A 13,920-nucleotide genomic window follows, 5' to 3' on the forward strand; every position below is an offset into this window, starting at 1 on the left:
TCTCCTCGCCGAAATATCTACCGCAGGGGACCGACAACTGCCGTTCACGTCGGCGAATCTCGGCGGAAGACGCTGCCGCTCCGGCAGATTCGTGCGGTTGGACTTGCTGCCTGCGGAAAAGTCTGGCATTCTGACCTGTTCGGCTCGCCCGGACCGCCCACGTCGCTCATCGCAGCGTAGCGCGGGTGTGAACACCTCATCGAGCTGCCCGCCGGGGTGGGCGAGGGGTGGACATCGAGGGGCCCGCCGTGGCACCACGATGGCCATTCCACTCCCGCGGGCAGATTCGCTGGGGCACTGCGCATCCCCTGGGCGAACGCTCCGCGATCAGGTAGCGTTTGCCGAGGAAGGATCACGTGGGCCGGGCAGATCGGCCGCCGCGGTGCGTGCGGCCGCGAAGGGGGATGTCGCAGAAGTGTGCTCGGATCGCATCGCCGAGGTGGTCGCGCGCGAGCTCGCCGCCGACCCCGCCGTGGAGGGGCGGGTCGCCGAGTGCGTGCTGGCAGCCCTCGCCGAGGCCGACGGTGATCGAGCCGCACCCGATTCCGGTGATACCGGGGTCTTCCTGCGCTCGATCACCGTGCACGGCTTCCGCGGCATCGGGCCGACGGCCACGCTGCGCCTGAACCCGGGACCTGGGCTGACCTTGGTCGTCGGGCGCAACGGCAGCGGCAAGTCCAGCTTCGCCGAGGCCGCCGAATTCGCGCTCACCGGGGGCAACCGGCGCTGGGACGGCCGCTCGACCGCGTGGCGCGAAGGCTGGCGCAACCTGCACGAACCCGATCTCGCCAGGATCGAGGTCGACCTGCTCACGGCGGGCGAGGAGGCCGAGCTCACGGTCGCCACGCACTGGGCGCCCGGCAGCGAACTGGGCGAGGCGCAGTGGACCGAGCGCCGAGGGACGGACCGGACCGTGGCCATCGACCCGCGCAGCAGGCGCGGTCGGCTGGACCTGTACCGGCCCTTCCTGTCCTACAGCGAGCTCGGCGCCCTGGTCGACGGCAAGCCCAGCGACCTGTTCGACGCGCTGCACCGCCTGCTCGGCCTGGACGAACTGGCCGCCGCCGCCGAACACATCCGCCTGCGCAAGCTGGAACTCGAGCGCGCCGTCAAGGATTCGCGGCAGTCCCGCACCGATCTGCTCGCCGAACTCGCCGACGTCGACGACGCGCGCGCCCGCCACGTCGCCGACCTGCTCCGCGTCCCGGACCCCGATCTCGACGCGGTGGCCGCCGCGGTCGCCGGTTCGGTGCTCGGTCCCGACGGACCCGACGGGTTGCGGGCCATCCTGCGCCTCACGCTGCCCGACCCGGCACAGGTGGCCGCGGCTGTCGATCGCCTCGCCGACGCTTCGGCCGCGCTGTCGCGCCACGCCACCACCGACGCCGAGTCCGACCTGCGCGTCCTCGAACTGCTCACCCGCGCACGCGAACACGTCACCGCGAGCGGCGCCTGCCCCTGCCCGCTCTGCGGCCGCGGCGACCTCGACACCGCCTGGCTGGCCGCCGCCGACGCCGAAATCGACCAGCGCGAAACGCAACTCACCGCACTCCGCTCGGCCCGCGCGGAGTTCGATGCCGCGTTGGCCGCCGCTCGCGCGCTCACGTCGCGTGTACCTCTCGAGCTCGGCGCCGCGCAGCCGACTGCGTCGAGCGTCGGGCAGACGAGCGGTGGGGCGGGTCTGATCAGGCGGCAACTGTCGGCGGTGCATGCACTCTGGACGGTGTGGGCCGGGCTCGGCGAGGCGGAACACAATGACGAGTTTTCGCAGCGTCTGGGTGACACCTACGCCGAGTTGAGCGCCGAACTCTCTGCTCTGCAACGTGATACGAGCACCGAGCTCGATCGCCTCGACTCCGTGTGGTCACCGCTCGTGCCGCGCATTCTCGCCTGGCTCGATCCCGCCCGCGCGGTGTCCGCCGACGCGGGCGAGCTGCGGGTGGTGAAGCGGGCGGCCGACTGGCTCAAATCGGCGACCGCCACGATCCGCGGCGAGCGGATGCGCCCGCTGGAGAGCACCGCGCGGTGGGTGTGGAGCACGCTGCGACAGCAGAGCAATGTGGAACTCGGCGCGATCCGGTTGCAGGGCAGCGCGGGCACCGCGCGGCGGGTGCTGCTGGATGTGACCGTCGACGAGGTGGACGGCGCCGCGCTCGGCGTGATGAGCCAGGGCGAGCTGCACGCGCTCGGGCTGTCGCTGTTCCTGCCGCGAGCGACGATGTCGCACAGTCCGTTCCGCTTCGTGATGATCGACGATCCGGTGCAGGCGATGGACCCGGCGAAGGTCGACGGTCTGGCCAGGGTGCTCGCCGAGGTGGCGACCACCCGGCAGGTGGTGGTGTTCACCCACGACGAGCGCCTGGCCGAGGCGGTGCGCCGGATGCAGCTCGACGCCACCGTGCTCGAGGTGCAGCGCCGGGAACGTTCCGTGGTCGAGGTGCGGGTGACCGGCGACCCGGTGCGCCGCTACCTCGACGACGCTCGCTCGCTGCTGCGCACCCCGCAGCTGCCGCCCGCCATCGCCGACGAACTCGTCGCCACCTGCTGCCGCTCCGCGATCGAGGCGGCGGGGCTGGCGAAGGCGCGCCAGGAACTGCTCGCCACCGGCCTCGATCACGCCGAAGTGGAGCGGCGGGTGCGCAACGCCCACACCACCCGCGCCATGATCACCCTGGCGATCATGGGTCCCGGCGCCCGCGTCGACGACCTCAACAAGCACCTGAGCGCGGTCGGCGGCCGCTGGCTGGTCGGCGTGCTGCGCGACGCCACCGCGGGCGCGCATGTGCCGATCGATCGGCCGATGCGGGAATTGATCAGCGACACCGAACGATTCATCGCCTGGCTGCGCGCCCACGAGCCCGCCGCGGTCCGCTCATGAGCCGCGATACAGGTGGTCGGCGCTCGCGGTCCCGCCGGGGCGGCGGTGCTGCGGTGGTGCGCCCGTGAACCGGCGGAGCAGGCCGCGACGGCCCAGGTACACCCCGCGCCCCTCGGTGGCCGAGCGCCTGGAGGCTGCCGAGAACCTGCTGTCCGGCGACGTCTCCGACGCGGGCGGGGTGTGGTCGCGGGCGGTCGCGTGGATTCTGCGGCTCGCGCTCGAGCAGGCCGTCGACGAACTGTGGGCACAGATCGCCCCCGAACTCATGCGCTGCCCGATGCGGGCCCAGCTCCTCGCCCTGCGCGTGTACGCGGGGCCGGAGACCGCGGGCCAGGTCGGCGCGCTGTGGGCCGCGCTGTCCCGCGCGGCCCATCACCTCGACTACGAGATGGCGCCCAGCGTGACCGACCTGCGGCGCTGGCGCGATCAGACCGGTGACCTCGCGCGGACGCTGGAACTGGTCCCGCTCGCGCACCAGCCGTTCGGCTGATCCCGCGTGGGCGCCGCCGGTCCCGACCCGGCAGGATGACCGGCATGGGTGAAGCGAAACCGTGTCCGTGCCGTCGCGGCGAACCGTTCGACGACTGCTGCGGACCGATCCTGGCGGGCACCCGGCCCGCGCCCACCGCCGAGACCCTCATGCGCTCGCGCTACACCGCCTATGTCGTCGGTGACGTCGACTACCTGCTGCGTTCCTGGCATCCGAACACCCGGCCCGCCGAGCTCGAGCTCGACCCGGCGCAGCGGTGGCTGTTCCTGGAGATCGTCGGCACGCAGCGCGGCGGGCCGTTCGACGACAACGGCACCGTCGAATTCATCGCCCACTACAAGGTGGCCGGCGTCCGCGACGTGATGCACGAGAACAGCACCTTCGTCCGGGTCGACGGCGCATGGGTCTACCTCGACGGCACGTTCAGCGCCTGAGTCACCCCTGGTGGATACTGGCCCCGTGCCCAGGATCGCGATCGAGTACTGCACCCAATGCCGCTGGCTGCTGCGCGCGAGCTGGATGGCCCAGGAACTGCTGACCACCTTCGCCACCGATCTCGGTGAGGTCGCCCTGGTGCCCGGTCAGGGCGGCATCTTCCGGATCACCCTCGACGGTGAACAGCTGTGGGAGCGCAAGGCCGACGGTGGCTTCCCCGACATCGCCGTCCTCAAGCAGCGCGTGCGCGACCGCATCGATCCCGACCGCGACCTCGGCCACGTGGACCGCCGCGACTGAATCAGGCGAACAGCACCGCGGCCGCGATCGCGAGCCCGAAGATCACCGCGGGCGGTCCGGCATGGTTCAGATCGTGGTGGGTGGCGTGCGCGAGGAGCGCCAGCGCGAAGTACGCCACCAGCCCGAGCGCGGTCGCCAGGCCCAGCGGCGTCCACCAGAGGCCGACGATCAGCCCGAGCGCGGCGGCCAGCAGCACGGCCGCGAGGATCGGCAGCCGTCGGCGTTCGACGCCGACCCTGGCGTAGGCCTCGACGACCTCGGGCCTGCCGGACAGTTTCGCGCGGGCGGAGTAGACGAGCAGAGCGGCCAGCACCAGGGCGACCGCGATACGCGCGACGGTCATGACGCGTCTTCTTCCGCGAGGGGATCGGTCACCCTCGATTCTACGAACCCGCGGCGATCAGCGGACGGCTCCGCGGGTCAGCAGCAACCGCCGCCACCACAGCACCCGCCACCGGCGGGGCGCGGCGCGGCCACCGGCGCGGGGGCGGACCCGCGGCCGACGGTGCCGAAGGTGGTGAGCAGTTTGACCGTGTCGTCGTGGCCCGCCGGGCAGGCGGCCGGGTCCGCGGCCTGCGCCATCGGCCGGTTCACCTCGAACGTGTCGCCGCAGGAGCGGCACCGGAAGCTGTAGTTCGGCATCGGCACAGTGTAGGCGGGCCCTTGCGATCACCGTGCGCCGAAGCCTTCGCCCGGCACGGGTGGCTCCGTAGCCTCATCGGTCAGCGGTGACGGCGAGGTGGCACATGACGAACAGCAGCGCGGGGGCAGTGTTGCGGGCGGTGCTCGAACTGGGGCCCGCGCCGCGCAGCGTCGTGGCGCGGCGGGCCGGGGTGTCGCCCGCGACGGTGACCTGGCAGAGCAAGGCCCTGCTCGCGGCGGGGCTCCTGGTCGAGCTGCCCGAGACGGCGGGACCGGCCGGGGTCGGTCGGCCGCACAGCCCGATCGCGCTCCACGCCGCCGGGAACGTGGTGCTGGCGCTGCATATCGCGGCCGCGCAGATCACCGTCGCCGTGGTCGACATCGCCGGGACCGTGCTGTCGAGCGAGCAGGTGCCGCACCGGACACACGCGCCCTACGACATCCTCGACACCGCGATCGACCGGGTGCGCGCCGTCGCGGCGGGCCTGCCCGACGGCCTGCGGGTCCGTGGCCTCGGGGTGGCCGTCGGCGGCCGGGTCGACACCACCACCGGTTCGGTCGTCGACCACTCCTACCTGCGCTGGCGGGATGTGCCGGTGCGCGAATACCTGGCCGCGCGAACGGGTTTGCCGACCAGCGTGGACAGCCACACCAGGGCGCTGGCGCACGTCGAGCAGCTCTACGGGCACCTGCGCGGCACGACGAGTTCGGTCGTGCTGTTCGTCGGCAATGTCATCGACGCGGCGATCGCGGTGCACGGCCGGGTGCACTACGGCCCGCACTCCGGGGCCGGTTCGATCGCCCGATTACTCGGCGCGACCGCCGGATCCGCGTTCGCCCTCGACGATTTCAGCGACCACGCCCTGCTGGCCAGGGCGGTGCGCGCCGGGCGGGTCGACAGCATGGCCGAGCTGGTGGCGGCCGCCGCGGCGGGCGGGCCGGAACGGGCGTACTTCCTCGAACGGGCAACGGCGATGGGCGAAGTGGCGGCCGCGCTCATCGATCTGCTCGATCCCGAAGCGCTGGTGCTGGTCGACCGGGGCCTCGGCACGGTGCCCGGGGTCCGCGAAGCCTACGACGACGCGGTGCGCGCCCACTCGCTCCTCGGTGCCGACCCGGCGGAGGTGGTGTGCGAATCCGCTTTCACCGGACAGGTTCTGGTGATGTCGGCGGCCGGCGTCGTGCTCCACGAATTGTTCCGTGAACCGCTGACCTCGGTGGTCGCCGACGCGGTTTGATTCGTGGTTATTTTAAGGCAGTCGAATATTGACCGGAACGGACGGCTGCGGCGACAGTTGTCGTATGAACAAAATGCAGTGTTGTCGCGCATCGAATTCGCTCGCCGACATTACTTCGATTCGATCCGGGAAATCATCTTGCGTAAGAATATTCGACGAATAGCACTGCTCGCCGCCGCCGCGTCGCTGCTGGCGGTGTCGTGCGCCACCGACGACGGCGACGGGGCCGCGCTGACCGCCGCGCTGCCGACCACGGTGCCGCCCGGGGTGGCGCTGACCGTCTCCGCCAACACCACCAAGGTGGCGCTGACCGCCTCCGGTGAACTCGGCAAGCTGCCGTTCACGGTGTCGTCCTGGCCCGCGGTCTCGGCGGGACCCGATGTCATCCAGGCCTTCCGCGGCGGTTCGCTGGACCTGGCCACCAATGCCGGGATTCCGCCGATCCACGCGCACGCCACCGGGCTCGACGCCAAGATCGTCGGCGTCAAGGTCAGGGAGACGCCGCTGTACAAGCTGGCCACCGCGCCCGGCACCGCGATCACCGGCCTGAACGACCTGCGCGGCAAGAAGATCGCCTTCTCTCCCGGTCAGGCGCAGGGCGTTGTCGTGCTGCGCACCCTCGCGGCGGCGGGTATCCGTACCGACGAGGTGCAACTGGTGGAGATCAACGGACCCCAGTTCCTCACGGCGTTGCAGGGCAAGCAGATCGACGTCGCCCCGCTGGGCGAGCCGACGCTGACCAAGTACCTCGACAAGTACGCGTCGGAAGGCGCCAGGGCGGTGGCCACGCCCGCCGTCGACGCGCTGAGCGTGCTGTGGGCGCCGACCAGCATTCTGCGGGACGACAGCAAGGCCGCCGCGATCGCCGAATTCGTGAAATTCTGGGCGCGCGGCGAAGTGTGGGCCTGGGAACATCCCGAAGAATGGATCGACGCCTACTACGTGAAGGACCAGTCGGTCACCGAGGCCGACGGCCGTCGCATTCTCTCGACCGTCGAAAAGCCGTATTTCCCGGAGAATTGGGACGCGGCGATCGCCTGGGAGCAGCAGACCATCGACCTGGTCACCGGGGGCGGCTACTTCGGGAAGCCGTTCGCGGCCGCCGACCTGTTCGACCGGCGCTTCGAGAAGCTGGCCGCCGGTGCCGTCCCCGGTCCGTATCGCACCAAGGGGGCGCAATGACCATCGCACTGACCCGCGCGGCCGTCCCCGTCGCCGCGCCGCGCGAGGACGGCTTCGTCGACCGCAGGGCGTTGCGCAGGCTGGGTCTGCGCAAGGCGATTCCGGCCGCGCGTCTGCTCGGCGTGGTCCTGCTGCTGGCCGCCTGGACGGCGGGCGCCTGGTCGGGGCTGCTCGACCAGCGCAAACTGGCGGCTCCGTGGACGGTGCTGCGGACCGGCTGGGAACTGCTCGTCGACGGTCCGCTGCTGTCGCACCTGGGTGTCTCGTTGCAGCGCGCGGTGCTCGGCCTGGTCATCGGTGTCGCCGTCGGGACCGTGCTGGCGCTGGTCTCCGGGCTCTCACGGCTCGGTGAGTCGCTGGTCGACGGACCGGTGCAGCTCAAGCGGGCGATCCCGACGCTGGGCCTGATCCCGCTGATGATCCTGTGGCTGGGCATCGGCGAGGAGTTCAAGATCGTGCTGATCACCCTCGGCGTGATCGTCACCATGTACATCCAGACCCACGCCTCGCTCACCACGATCGATCAGAAACTGGTGGAACTGTCGGAGGTGCAGGGGGTGTCGCGGGCGACGTTCATCCGGCGCGTGGTGATTCCCGGCTCGCTGCCCGGCTTCTTCCTCGGCCTGCGGCTGTCGGTGACCGGTGCCTGGCTGGCGCTGATCGTCGTCGAATCCGTCAATGCCACCGACGGTCTCGGCAAGATGATGTCCAACGCGCAGAACTACGGGCAGGCCGACGTGATCCTGGTCGGCCTCGCGGTGTACGGCGCCTTCGGCCTGCTCTCGGATTCGGCGATCCGGGTGCTCGAGCGAAAGGTGCTGTCATGGCGACGCACGATCGCGGGGTGAGCGCGGCCGCCGGGGTCACCGTGCGCGCGCTGACCCGCCGTTTCGGCGAGCGCACCGTGCTCGACGAGATCGACCTGACCATTCCGGCGGGCCAGTTTGTCGCCCTGCTCGGGCGCAGCGGTTCGGGCAAGAGCACGCTGCTGCGCGCGCTGGCCGGACTCGACTACGACGTGGCGGGCACGGGCTCGCTGCGGGTGCCGGCGAAAACCTCGGTGGTGTTCCAGGATTCGCGTCTGCTGCCGTGGCAGCGGGTGCTGCCCAACGTCCTCTACGGACAGCCCAGGTCGCGCCGGGAGGCCGGGGTCAAGGTGCTCGCCGAGGTCGGCCTGGCCGGGCGGGAGAACGCCTGGCCCGGCGAGCTGTCCGGCGGGGAGCAGCAACGGGTCTCGCTGGCCCGCTCCCTGGTCGGCGAGCCCGACCTGCTGCTCGCCGACGAACCCTTCGGCGCGCTCGACGCGCTCACCCGGATCAAGATGCACGCCCTGCTGCGCGATCTCATCCGCAGACACCGGCCCACCGTCCTGCTGGTCACCCACGACGTCGACGAAGCCGTCGCCCTGGCCGATCGGGTGATCGTGCTCGACGACGGCCGCCTCACCGTGGACATCCCGGTCGAGCTGCCCGCCGAGCGCGATCCCAGCCTGCCCGCATTCCAGCACATCCGCCGCACCCTGCTCGCCGCACTCGGCGTCGCGCCCGTCGCGGTCTGAAAGGTCTTCCCATGTCGAAACAACTGCACCTCAACGCCTTCCTGATGTCGGTCGGCCATCACGAGGCGGCCTGGCGGCTGCCCGAGAGCGATCCGCACGCGCACACCGACATCGACTACTACGTCCGGCTGGCCAAGACCGCCGAGCGCGGCAAGCTCGACTCGATCTTCTTCGCCGACAGCCCGGTCCTGATGGGCGATCCGGGGCGCAGGCCGAGCGGCAAGCTGGAGCCGACCGTCATCCTGACCGCCGTGGCCGTGCAGACCAGCCGGATCGGGCTCATCGCCACCGCCTCGACCAGCTACAACGACCCCTACAACCTGGCCCGCCGGTTCGCCTCGGTGGACTGGGCGAGCAAGGGCAGGGCGGGCTGGAACATCGTCACCACCGCGGGCGCCGACGCGGCCCGCAACTTCGGTCTCGACGACACCCCCGACCACAAGCTGCGCTACGACAAGGCCGCCGAATTCGTCGACGTCGCGACGAAGCTGTGGGACAGCTGGGACGACGACGCCGTGCTGGCCGACAAGGAACTCGGCATCCACACCGACGCGTCCAAGGTGCGCAAGATCCTGCACCACGGCGAGTTCTTCCGGGTCGACGGCCCGCTCAACGTGCCGCGCTCGCCGCAGGCGTATCCGCTGCTGGTGCAGGCGGGTTCGTCGGAGGACGGCAAGGAGTTCGCCGCCCGCTACGCCGAGGCCGTGTTCACCGCGCAGCAGACCCTCGACGACGCCAAGGCCTTCTACGCCGATCTCAAGGCACGCACCGTCGCCGCGGGCCGCGATCCGGAGACCATCAAGATCCTGCCCGGCATCGTCCCGATCATCGGCGACACCGAGGAGCAGGCCAGGGCACTCGATGACGAACTGGCCCGGCTGATCTCGCCCGAGTACGCGCGCAAGCAGCTCGCCGCGCACTTCAAGCTGCCCATCGACCAGCTCGACCTGGACAGCGAACTGCCCGATGACCTGCCCACCGAGGACGACATCCAGGGCTCCAAGAGCCGCTTCACCCTGATCGTGAATCTGGCTCGGCGCGAACGGCTCACGCTGCGCGAGCTGATCGCCCGCCTCGGCGGCGGCCGCGGGCACCGCACCTTCGCGGGCACCGCCGTGCAGGTGGCCGACGCGATCGAGGACTGGTTTCGCCAGGGCGCGGCCGACGGGTTCAACATCATGCCCGCCGTGCTCCCGTCGGGGCTGGAGCGCTTCGTCGACGAGGTGGTCCCGATCCTGCAGGAGCGCGGCCTGTTCCGCACCGAGTACACCGAGACCACCCTGCGTGGTCACTACGGCCTTGCCCGGCCCGCCAACCGATTCGACCAGCAGGCGGACGCGCTCGTGGCCGCCCGATGAGGACGGACTGGATCCGCTACCTGGTCGGTCGCTGTCTCGAGCACCGGCGGCTGGTGATCGTCAGCTACACCGGCGCGCTGGCGGCGGCGCTGCTCACCGCGGCGCTGCCGCTGGTCGTGCGGCATGTGGTCGACACGCTCAGCGCCACGGCGGCCTCGGTGGCGCCGTGGGTCGCGGTGCTGCTGGTGCTGGGGGCGGCCCGGTTCGGTTCGTCCTACGCGCGCCGGGTCGCCTCCTCGGAACTGTCGCTCGGGGTGCAGCACGACCTGCGCCGCGACCTGTTCGCCGCGCTGCTGCGGCTGAACGGGCGCGAGCAGGCGCAGCTGCGCACCGGGCAGGTGGTGAGCCGGGCGATCACCGACGTGACGCTGATCCAGATGTTCCTCCAGCTCATCCCGATGATCGCGGGCAATGTCGCGCTGCTGGTCGCGGTGCTGGTCCTGATGACGGTGATGTCGCCCGCGCTCACCGTGATCGCGCTGCTCGTGCTGCCGGGGCTGTGGATCGTCACCCGGCGCAGCCAGCGCCAGCTCTTCCCGGCCAACTGGGACGCCCAGGCCCGCGCCGCCGAGGTGGCGATGCGGGTGGAGGCCGCGGTGGCCGGGGTGCGGGTGGTCAAGGGCTTCGGTCAGGAGCGGCACGAGCTCGACCAGCTCGGTGACAGCGCGCGCGATCTGTACCGGTCGCGGTTGCGGGTCGCCCGGATCACCAGCCGGTTCACCCCGGTCGTGCAGGCGGTGCCCGCCGCCGGACAGGCGCTGATCCTGGTCGTCGGTGGGTTGCTCGCGCTGCGCCAGGCCATCACGCTCGGCACGTTTCTCGCGTTCATGACCTATCTGAGCGCGTTCGTCGGCCCGGTGCGCCAGTTCTCGATGCTGCTCACGGTGAGTCAGCAGGGCAAGGCCTCGCTGGACCGGGTGCGCGAGGTGATCGAGGCGCCGGGGTCCGAGGTGCCCGCTCCCGGCACCGCGACGGTGGTCGCCGGGCCGCCGCCGGGCGTCGAGTTCCGTTCGGTCCGTTTCGGTTTCGGGGACACCCCGATCCTCGACGGTCTGGACCTGACGATCGGCTCCGGCGAGACCGTCGCCATCGCGGGCGGGGCGGGCAGCGGCAAATCGATCCTGGTGTCGCTGTTGCCCGCGCTGCTCGAACCCGACGCGGGCGCCGTCCTGTTCGACGGTGTCGATCTGCGCGCGCTGCCCGATCCGCGGGCGCGGGTGGCGATGGTCTTCGAGGACACGCACCTGATGGCCGACACCATCCGGGCCAATGTCGCCTACGGCAGGCCGGCGGCGAGCGACGACCAGGTCCGGCACGCCCTGTACCTCGCCGCCGCCGACGAGTTCGTCGCCGCGCTGCCGCAGGGCATCGAGACCACCATCGGCGAACGCGGTCAACGACTCTCGGGCGGCCAGCGCCAGCGCATCGCGCTCGCCCGCGCCCTGCTCACCGACGCTCCCGTCCTCGTGCTCGACGACGCCACCTCGGCCATCGACGCCCAGGTGGAGGAGCTGATCTACCAGCGCATCGGCGCGGAGCTGCGGCAGCGCACGACGATCGTCGTCGCCCACCGGCTCTCGACGCTCGCGCTGGCGGACCGGGTGGCCGTGCTCGACGGCGGCCACGTCGCCGAGCTCGGGACGCTGCGCGAACTCCAGCACTCCGGCGAACTGTTCCGCGCCCTGTTCACCCCGCCCGAGGTCGTCGGCATCGGCGCCGACCCGCACCGCGACACCCCGCGCGAGGCCACCGCGGAACTGTGGGTGGCCCCCGAGGTCGACGAGGACGACGACCGCACGATGGAACACCTGGCCAAGGCGTTCGCGCGCCGGTCGGCGGGGGCGCCCGCGGGTCCGGGCGGGCCGGGCGGCGGGATGATGGCGAGCGCGCCGCCGACCGGTGACGTCGTCGCCCTGCTGCACCAGCTGCCGCCGGTCTCGGGCGAACCGGAGGTCGACCGGTCCTTCTCGCACACCCCCGACACCGCGTTCTCGCTGCCCCGGCTGCTGCGGCCGTTCACCTGGCCGCTGCTGGCCGGGCTCGGCCTGGTCGGGCTCGACGCCCTGGCCCAGGTGCTCATCCCGTTCCTGGTGCGCTACGGCATCGACCACGGCGTGCTGGCCGGGGCCCGCGACGTGGTGCTCGGCGCCGCCGCGCTGGCGATCGTCGTCGTGGTGGTGGACTGGGGGATCAGTGTCGCCCAGGTGCGGGTCACCGGGCGGGTGGGCGAGCGGCTGCTCTACGGGCTGCGCCTGAAGACCTTCGCCCACCTGCAACGCCTCGGACTGCAGTACTACGAGCGCGAGCTCGGCGGCCGGATCATGACCAGGATGACCACCGACGTGGACGGCCTGTCGGCGTTCCTGCAGACCGGCCTGGCCACCGCGCTCACCAGCACCGTCACCATCGCGGGTGTGGTCGCGGCGCTGCTGGTGATCGACGCCGGACTGGCCCTGGTGGTGCTGGCGCTGCTGCCGATCCTGGCGGTCGCCACGGTGGCCTTCCGGCGCGCCTCGGTGCCCGCCTACAACCTGGCCAGGGAGCGGGTCAGCGCGGTCAACGCCTACCTGCAGGAGAACGTCGACAACATCACCGTCACCCAGGCGTTCCGCCGGGAAGCGGTGAACCAGGCCGAGTTCGAGCGGCGCTCGTGGGCCTACCGCGACGCCCGGTTGCGCTCGCAGGTGCTGATGGCGGTGTTCTTCCCGTGTATCGAGCTCATGTCGGTGATCGCCACCGCCGCGGTGCTCGCGGTCGGGGTGCACCAGGTGCGCGACGACCTGCTCACCGCGGGCACGCTGATCGCGTTCCTGCTCTACATCGAGCTGCTGTTCGCCCCGATCCAGCAGCTGTCGCAGGTGTTCGACAGCTACCAGCAGGCGGTGGTCGGCGTCGACCGCATCGGCGACCTGCTGCGCACCCCGGTGGACACCCCCGAGGCCGAGGACCCGCTCCCGGTCACCCGGCTCGACGGCGCGATCGAGCTGCGCGCGGTGAGCTTCGGCTACGCCGCGCGCGAGCGCACCGTGCTCGACGGGCTCGACCTGCGGATCGCGCCGGGCCAGAAGGTCGCGCTGGTCGGGGAGACCGGCGCGGGGAAGTCGACGCTGGTCAAGCTGCTCGCCCGGTTCTACGACCCGACCGGCGGCGCGGTCCTCGTCGACGGCGTGGACATCCGGCGGTTCCGGCTGCGCGACTATCGCAAGCGGCTCGGCGTGGTGCCGCAGGAGCCGTTCCTGTTCGGTGACACCGTGCGCGAGGCCATCGCCTACGGCAATCCGGGGGCGGCACCGGCCGAGATCGAGTGGGCCGCACGGGCGGTCGGCGCGCACGAGATGATCGCGGCGCTCGACCACGGCTACCACCAGTCCATCGGCGCGCACGGCCGCAGCCTGTCGGCGGGCCAGCGTCAGCTGCTCGCGCTGGCCAGGGCCCAGCTGATCGACCCGGACATCCTGATCCTGGACGAGGCGACCGCCTCGCTGGATCTGGCCACCGAGGCGCGGGTGCGCGCCGCGGTGGACGTGCTGACGGCGGGCCGCACCACGATCGTCGTCGCGCACCGGCTCGCGACCGCCGCCGACGCCGATCTGATCGCGGTGGTCGGCGGGGGGAAGCTGGTGGAGGTCGGCACCCATGCCGAGTTGCTCGCCGCCGACGGTCCCTACCGGCGGCTGTGGGCCGCCTATGTCGGCGACGAAGCGCAGCGCATTTCCAGCTAACCGGACGTGGTATCGGCCGCTGCCCGGACGGGGATCTCCGGGCGGAGGCCGATATCGCTCTCGCCGGGGCCGGAGCGGGCGGCGGACGTGGCCGAATCCACATCGTGACCGCCGGGC

The 13,920-nt window shown here is 71.6% G+C and carries 12 protein-coding genes; 10 read left to right on the top strand and 2 right to left on the bottom strand.

Annotated elements, in window-relative coordinates; genetic code table 11:
• The first annotated feature begins 415 nt into the window (after positions 1-415).
• The 4 genes from ACFYWJ_RS11615 (at position 416) to ACFYWJ_RS11630 (ending at position 4,103) form a co-directional block, all read left to right on the top strand.
• Positions 416-2,878: an AAA family ATPase gene (locus tag ACFYWJ_RS11615; protein WP_355276212.1), complete on the top strand. Its 2,463-nt coding sequence runs from the start codon at positions 416-418 to the stop codon at positions 2,876-2,878.
• A 115-nt stretch (positions 2,879-2,993) separates the two neighbouring features.
• Positions 2,994-3,368 carry a hypothetical protein gene (locus tag ACFYWJ_RS11620; protein ID WP_357343349.1) on the top strand — a complete coding sequence of 125 codons (375 nt, stop codon included), beginning with the start codon at positions 2,994-2,996 and terminating at the stop codon, positions 3,366-3,368.
• 35 nt (positions 3,369-3,403) lie between these two features.
• The gene (locus ACFYWJ_RS11625; RefSeq protein WP_355276208.1) at positions 3,404-3,802 is read left to right on the top strand and encodes a YchJ family protein; all 399 of its coding nucleotides are present in this window, start codon (positions 3,404-3,406) and stop codon (positions 3,800-3,802) included.
• 25 nt (positions 3,803-3,827) lie between these two features.
• The gene (locus tag ACFYWJ_RS11630; RefSeq protein WP_355276207.1) at positions 3,828-4,103 is read left to right on the top strand and encodes a SelT/SelW/SelH family protein; all 276 of its coding nucleotides are present in this window, start codon (positions 3,828-3,830) and stop codon (positions 4,101-4,103) included.
• A 1-nt stretch (position 4,104) separates the two neighbouring features.
• On the opposite strand, the gene ACFYWJ_RS11635 is transcribed toward ACFYWJ_RS11630, so the two are convergent.
• A complete protein-coding gene (locus ACFYWJ_RS11635) occupies positions 4,105-4,446 on the bottom strand; it encodes a DoxX family protein (protein WP_355276205.1) in 342 nt (113 codons plus the stop codon).
• Between the two features lie 77 nt (positions 4,447-4,523).
• Entirely contained in the window at positions 4,524-4,745 is a 222-nt protein-coding gene (locus ACFYWJ_RS11640; RefSeq protein WP_355276204.1) for a zinc ribbon domain-containing protein, read from the bottom strand.
• 104 nt (positions 4,746-4,849) lie between these two features.
• On the opposite strand from ACFYWJ_RS11640, the gene ACFYWJ_RS11645 reads away from it, so the two are divergent.
• From ACFYWJ_RS11645 to ACFYWJ_RS11670, 6 genes are all read left to right on the top strand, one after another.
• Positions 4,850-5,983, top strand: a complete 1,134-nt coding sequence (locus ACFYWJ_RS11645) for an ROK family protein (protein ID WP_355276202.1) — start codon at positions 4,850-4,852, stop codon at positions 5,981-5,983.
• Between the two features lie 138 nt (positions 5,984-6,121).
• Complete coding sequence (locus tag ACFYWJ_RS11650; protein ID WP_355276200.1) at positions 6,122-7,165, top strand: ABC transporter substrate-binding protein; 1,044 nt, start codon at positions 6,122-6,124, stop codon at positions 7,163-7,165.
• A complete protein-coding gene (locus ACFYWJ_RS11655; protein WP_355276198.1) occupies positions 7,162-8,013 on the top strand; it encodes an ABC transporter permease in 852 nt (283 codons plus the stop codon). Before ACFYWJ_RS11650 ends, ACFYWJ_RS11655 begins: the two co-directional genes overlap by 4 nt.
• Positions 7,989-8,723 (top strand): ABC transporter ATP-binding protein, encoded by a 735-nt coding sequence (locus tag ACFYWJ_RS11660; RefSeq protein WP_355276196.1) that lies wholly within the window; start codon positions 7,989-7,991, stop codon positions 8,721-8,723. The genes ACFYWJ_RS11655 and ACFYWJ_RS11660 overlap by 25 nt, the downstream gene beginning before the upstream one ends.
• 11 nt (positions 8,724-8,734) lie before the next feature.
• Positions 8,735-10,081 carry an LLM class flavin-dependent oxidoreductase gene (locus tag ACFYWJ_RS11665; protein ID WP_355276194.1) on the top strand — a complete coding sequence of 449 codons (1,347 nt, stop codon included), beginning with the start codon at positions 8,735-8,737 and terminating at the stop codon, positions 10,079-10,081.
• Complete coding sequence (locus ACFYWJ_RS11670) at positions 10,078-13,803, top strand: ABC transporter ATP-binding protein (RefSeq protein ID WP_355276192.1); 3,726 nt, start codon at positions 10,078-10,080, stop codon at positions 13,801-13,803. The genes ACFYWJ_RS11665 and ACFYWJ_RS11670 overlap by 4 nt, the downstream gene beginning before the upstream one ends.
• The last annotated feature ends 117 nt before the right edge of the window (positions 13,804-13,920 follow it).

The organism is Nocardia sp. NPDC003269 (genome assembly GCF_042888005.1).
In the GTDB taxonomy this organism is placed as follows: Bacteria; Actinomycetota; Actinomycetes; order Mycobacteriales; family Mycobacteriaceae; genus Nocardia.

Bases quoted from the DNA above. Each gene is read 5' to 3' on its own strand.
- ACFYWJ_RS11640 (WP_355276204.1), bottom strand. From the start codon at position 4,745: ATGCCGAACTACAGCTTCCGGTGCCGCTCCTGCGGCGACACGTTCGAG.
- ACFYWJ_RS11635 (WP_355276205.1), bottom strand. From the start codon at position 4,446: ATGACCGTCGCGCGTATCGCGGTCGCCCTGGTGCTGGCCGCTCTGCTC.
- ACFYWJ_RS11670 (WP_355276192.1), top strand. From the start codon at position 10,078: ATGAGGACGGACTGGATCCGCTACCTGGTCGGTCGCTGTCTCGAGCAC.
- ACFYWJ_RS11625 (WP_355276208.1), top strand. From the start codon at position 3,404: ATGACCGGCATGGGTGAAGCGAAACCGTGTCCGTGCCGTCGCGGCGAA.
- ACFYWJ_RS11645 (WP_355276202.1), top strand. From the start codon at position 4,850: ATGACGAACAGCAGCGCGGGGGCAGTGTTGCGGGCGGTGCTCGAACTG.
- ACFYWJ_RS11655 (WP_355276198.1), top strand. From the start codon at position 7,162: ATGACCATCGCACTGACCCGCGCGGCCGTCCCCGTCGCCGCGCCGCGC.
- ACFYWJ_RS11665 (WP_355276194.1), top strand. From the start codon at position 8,735: ATGTCGAAACAACTGCACCTCAACGCCTTCCTGATGTCGGTCGGCCAT.
- ACFYWJ_RS11660 (WP_355276196.1), top strand. From the start codon at position 7,989: ATGGCGACGCACGATCGCGGGGTGAGCGCGGCCGCCGGGGTCACCGTG.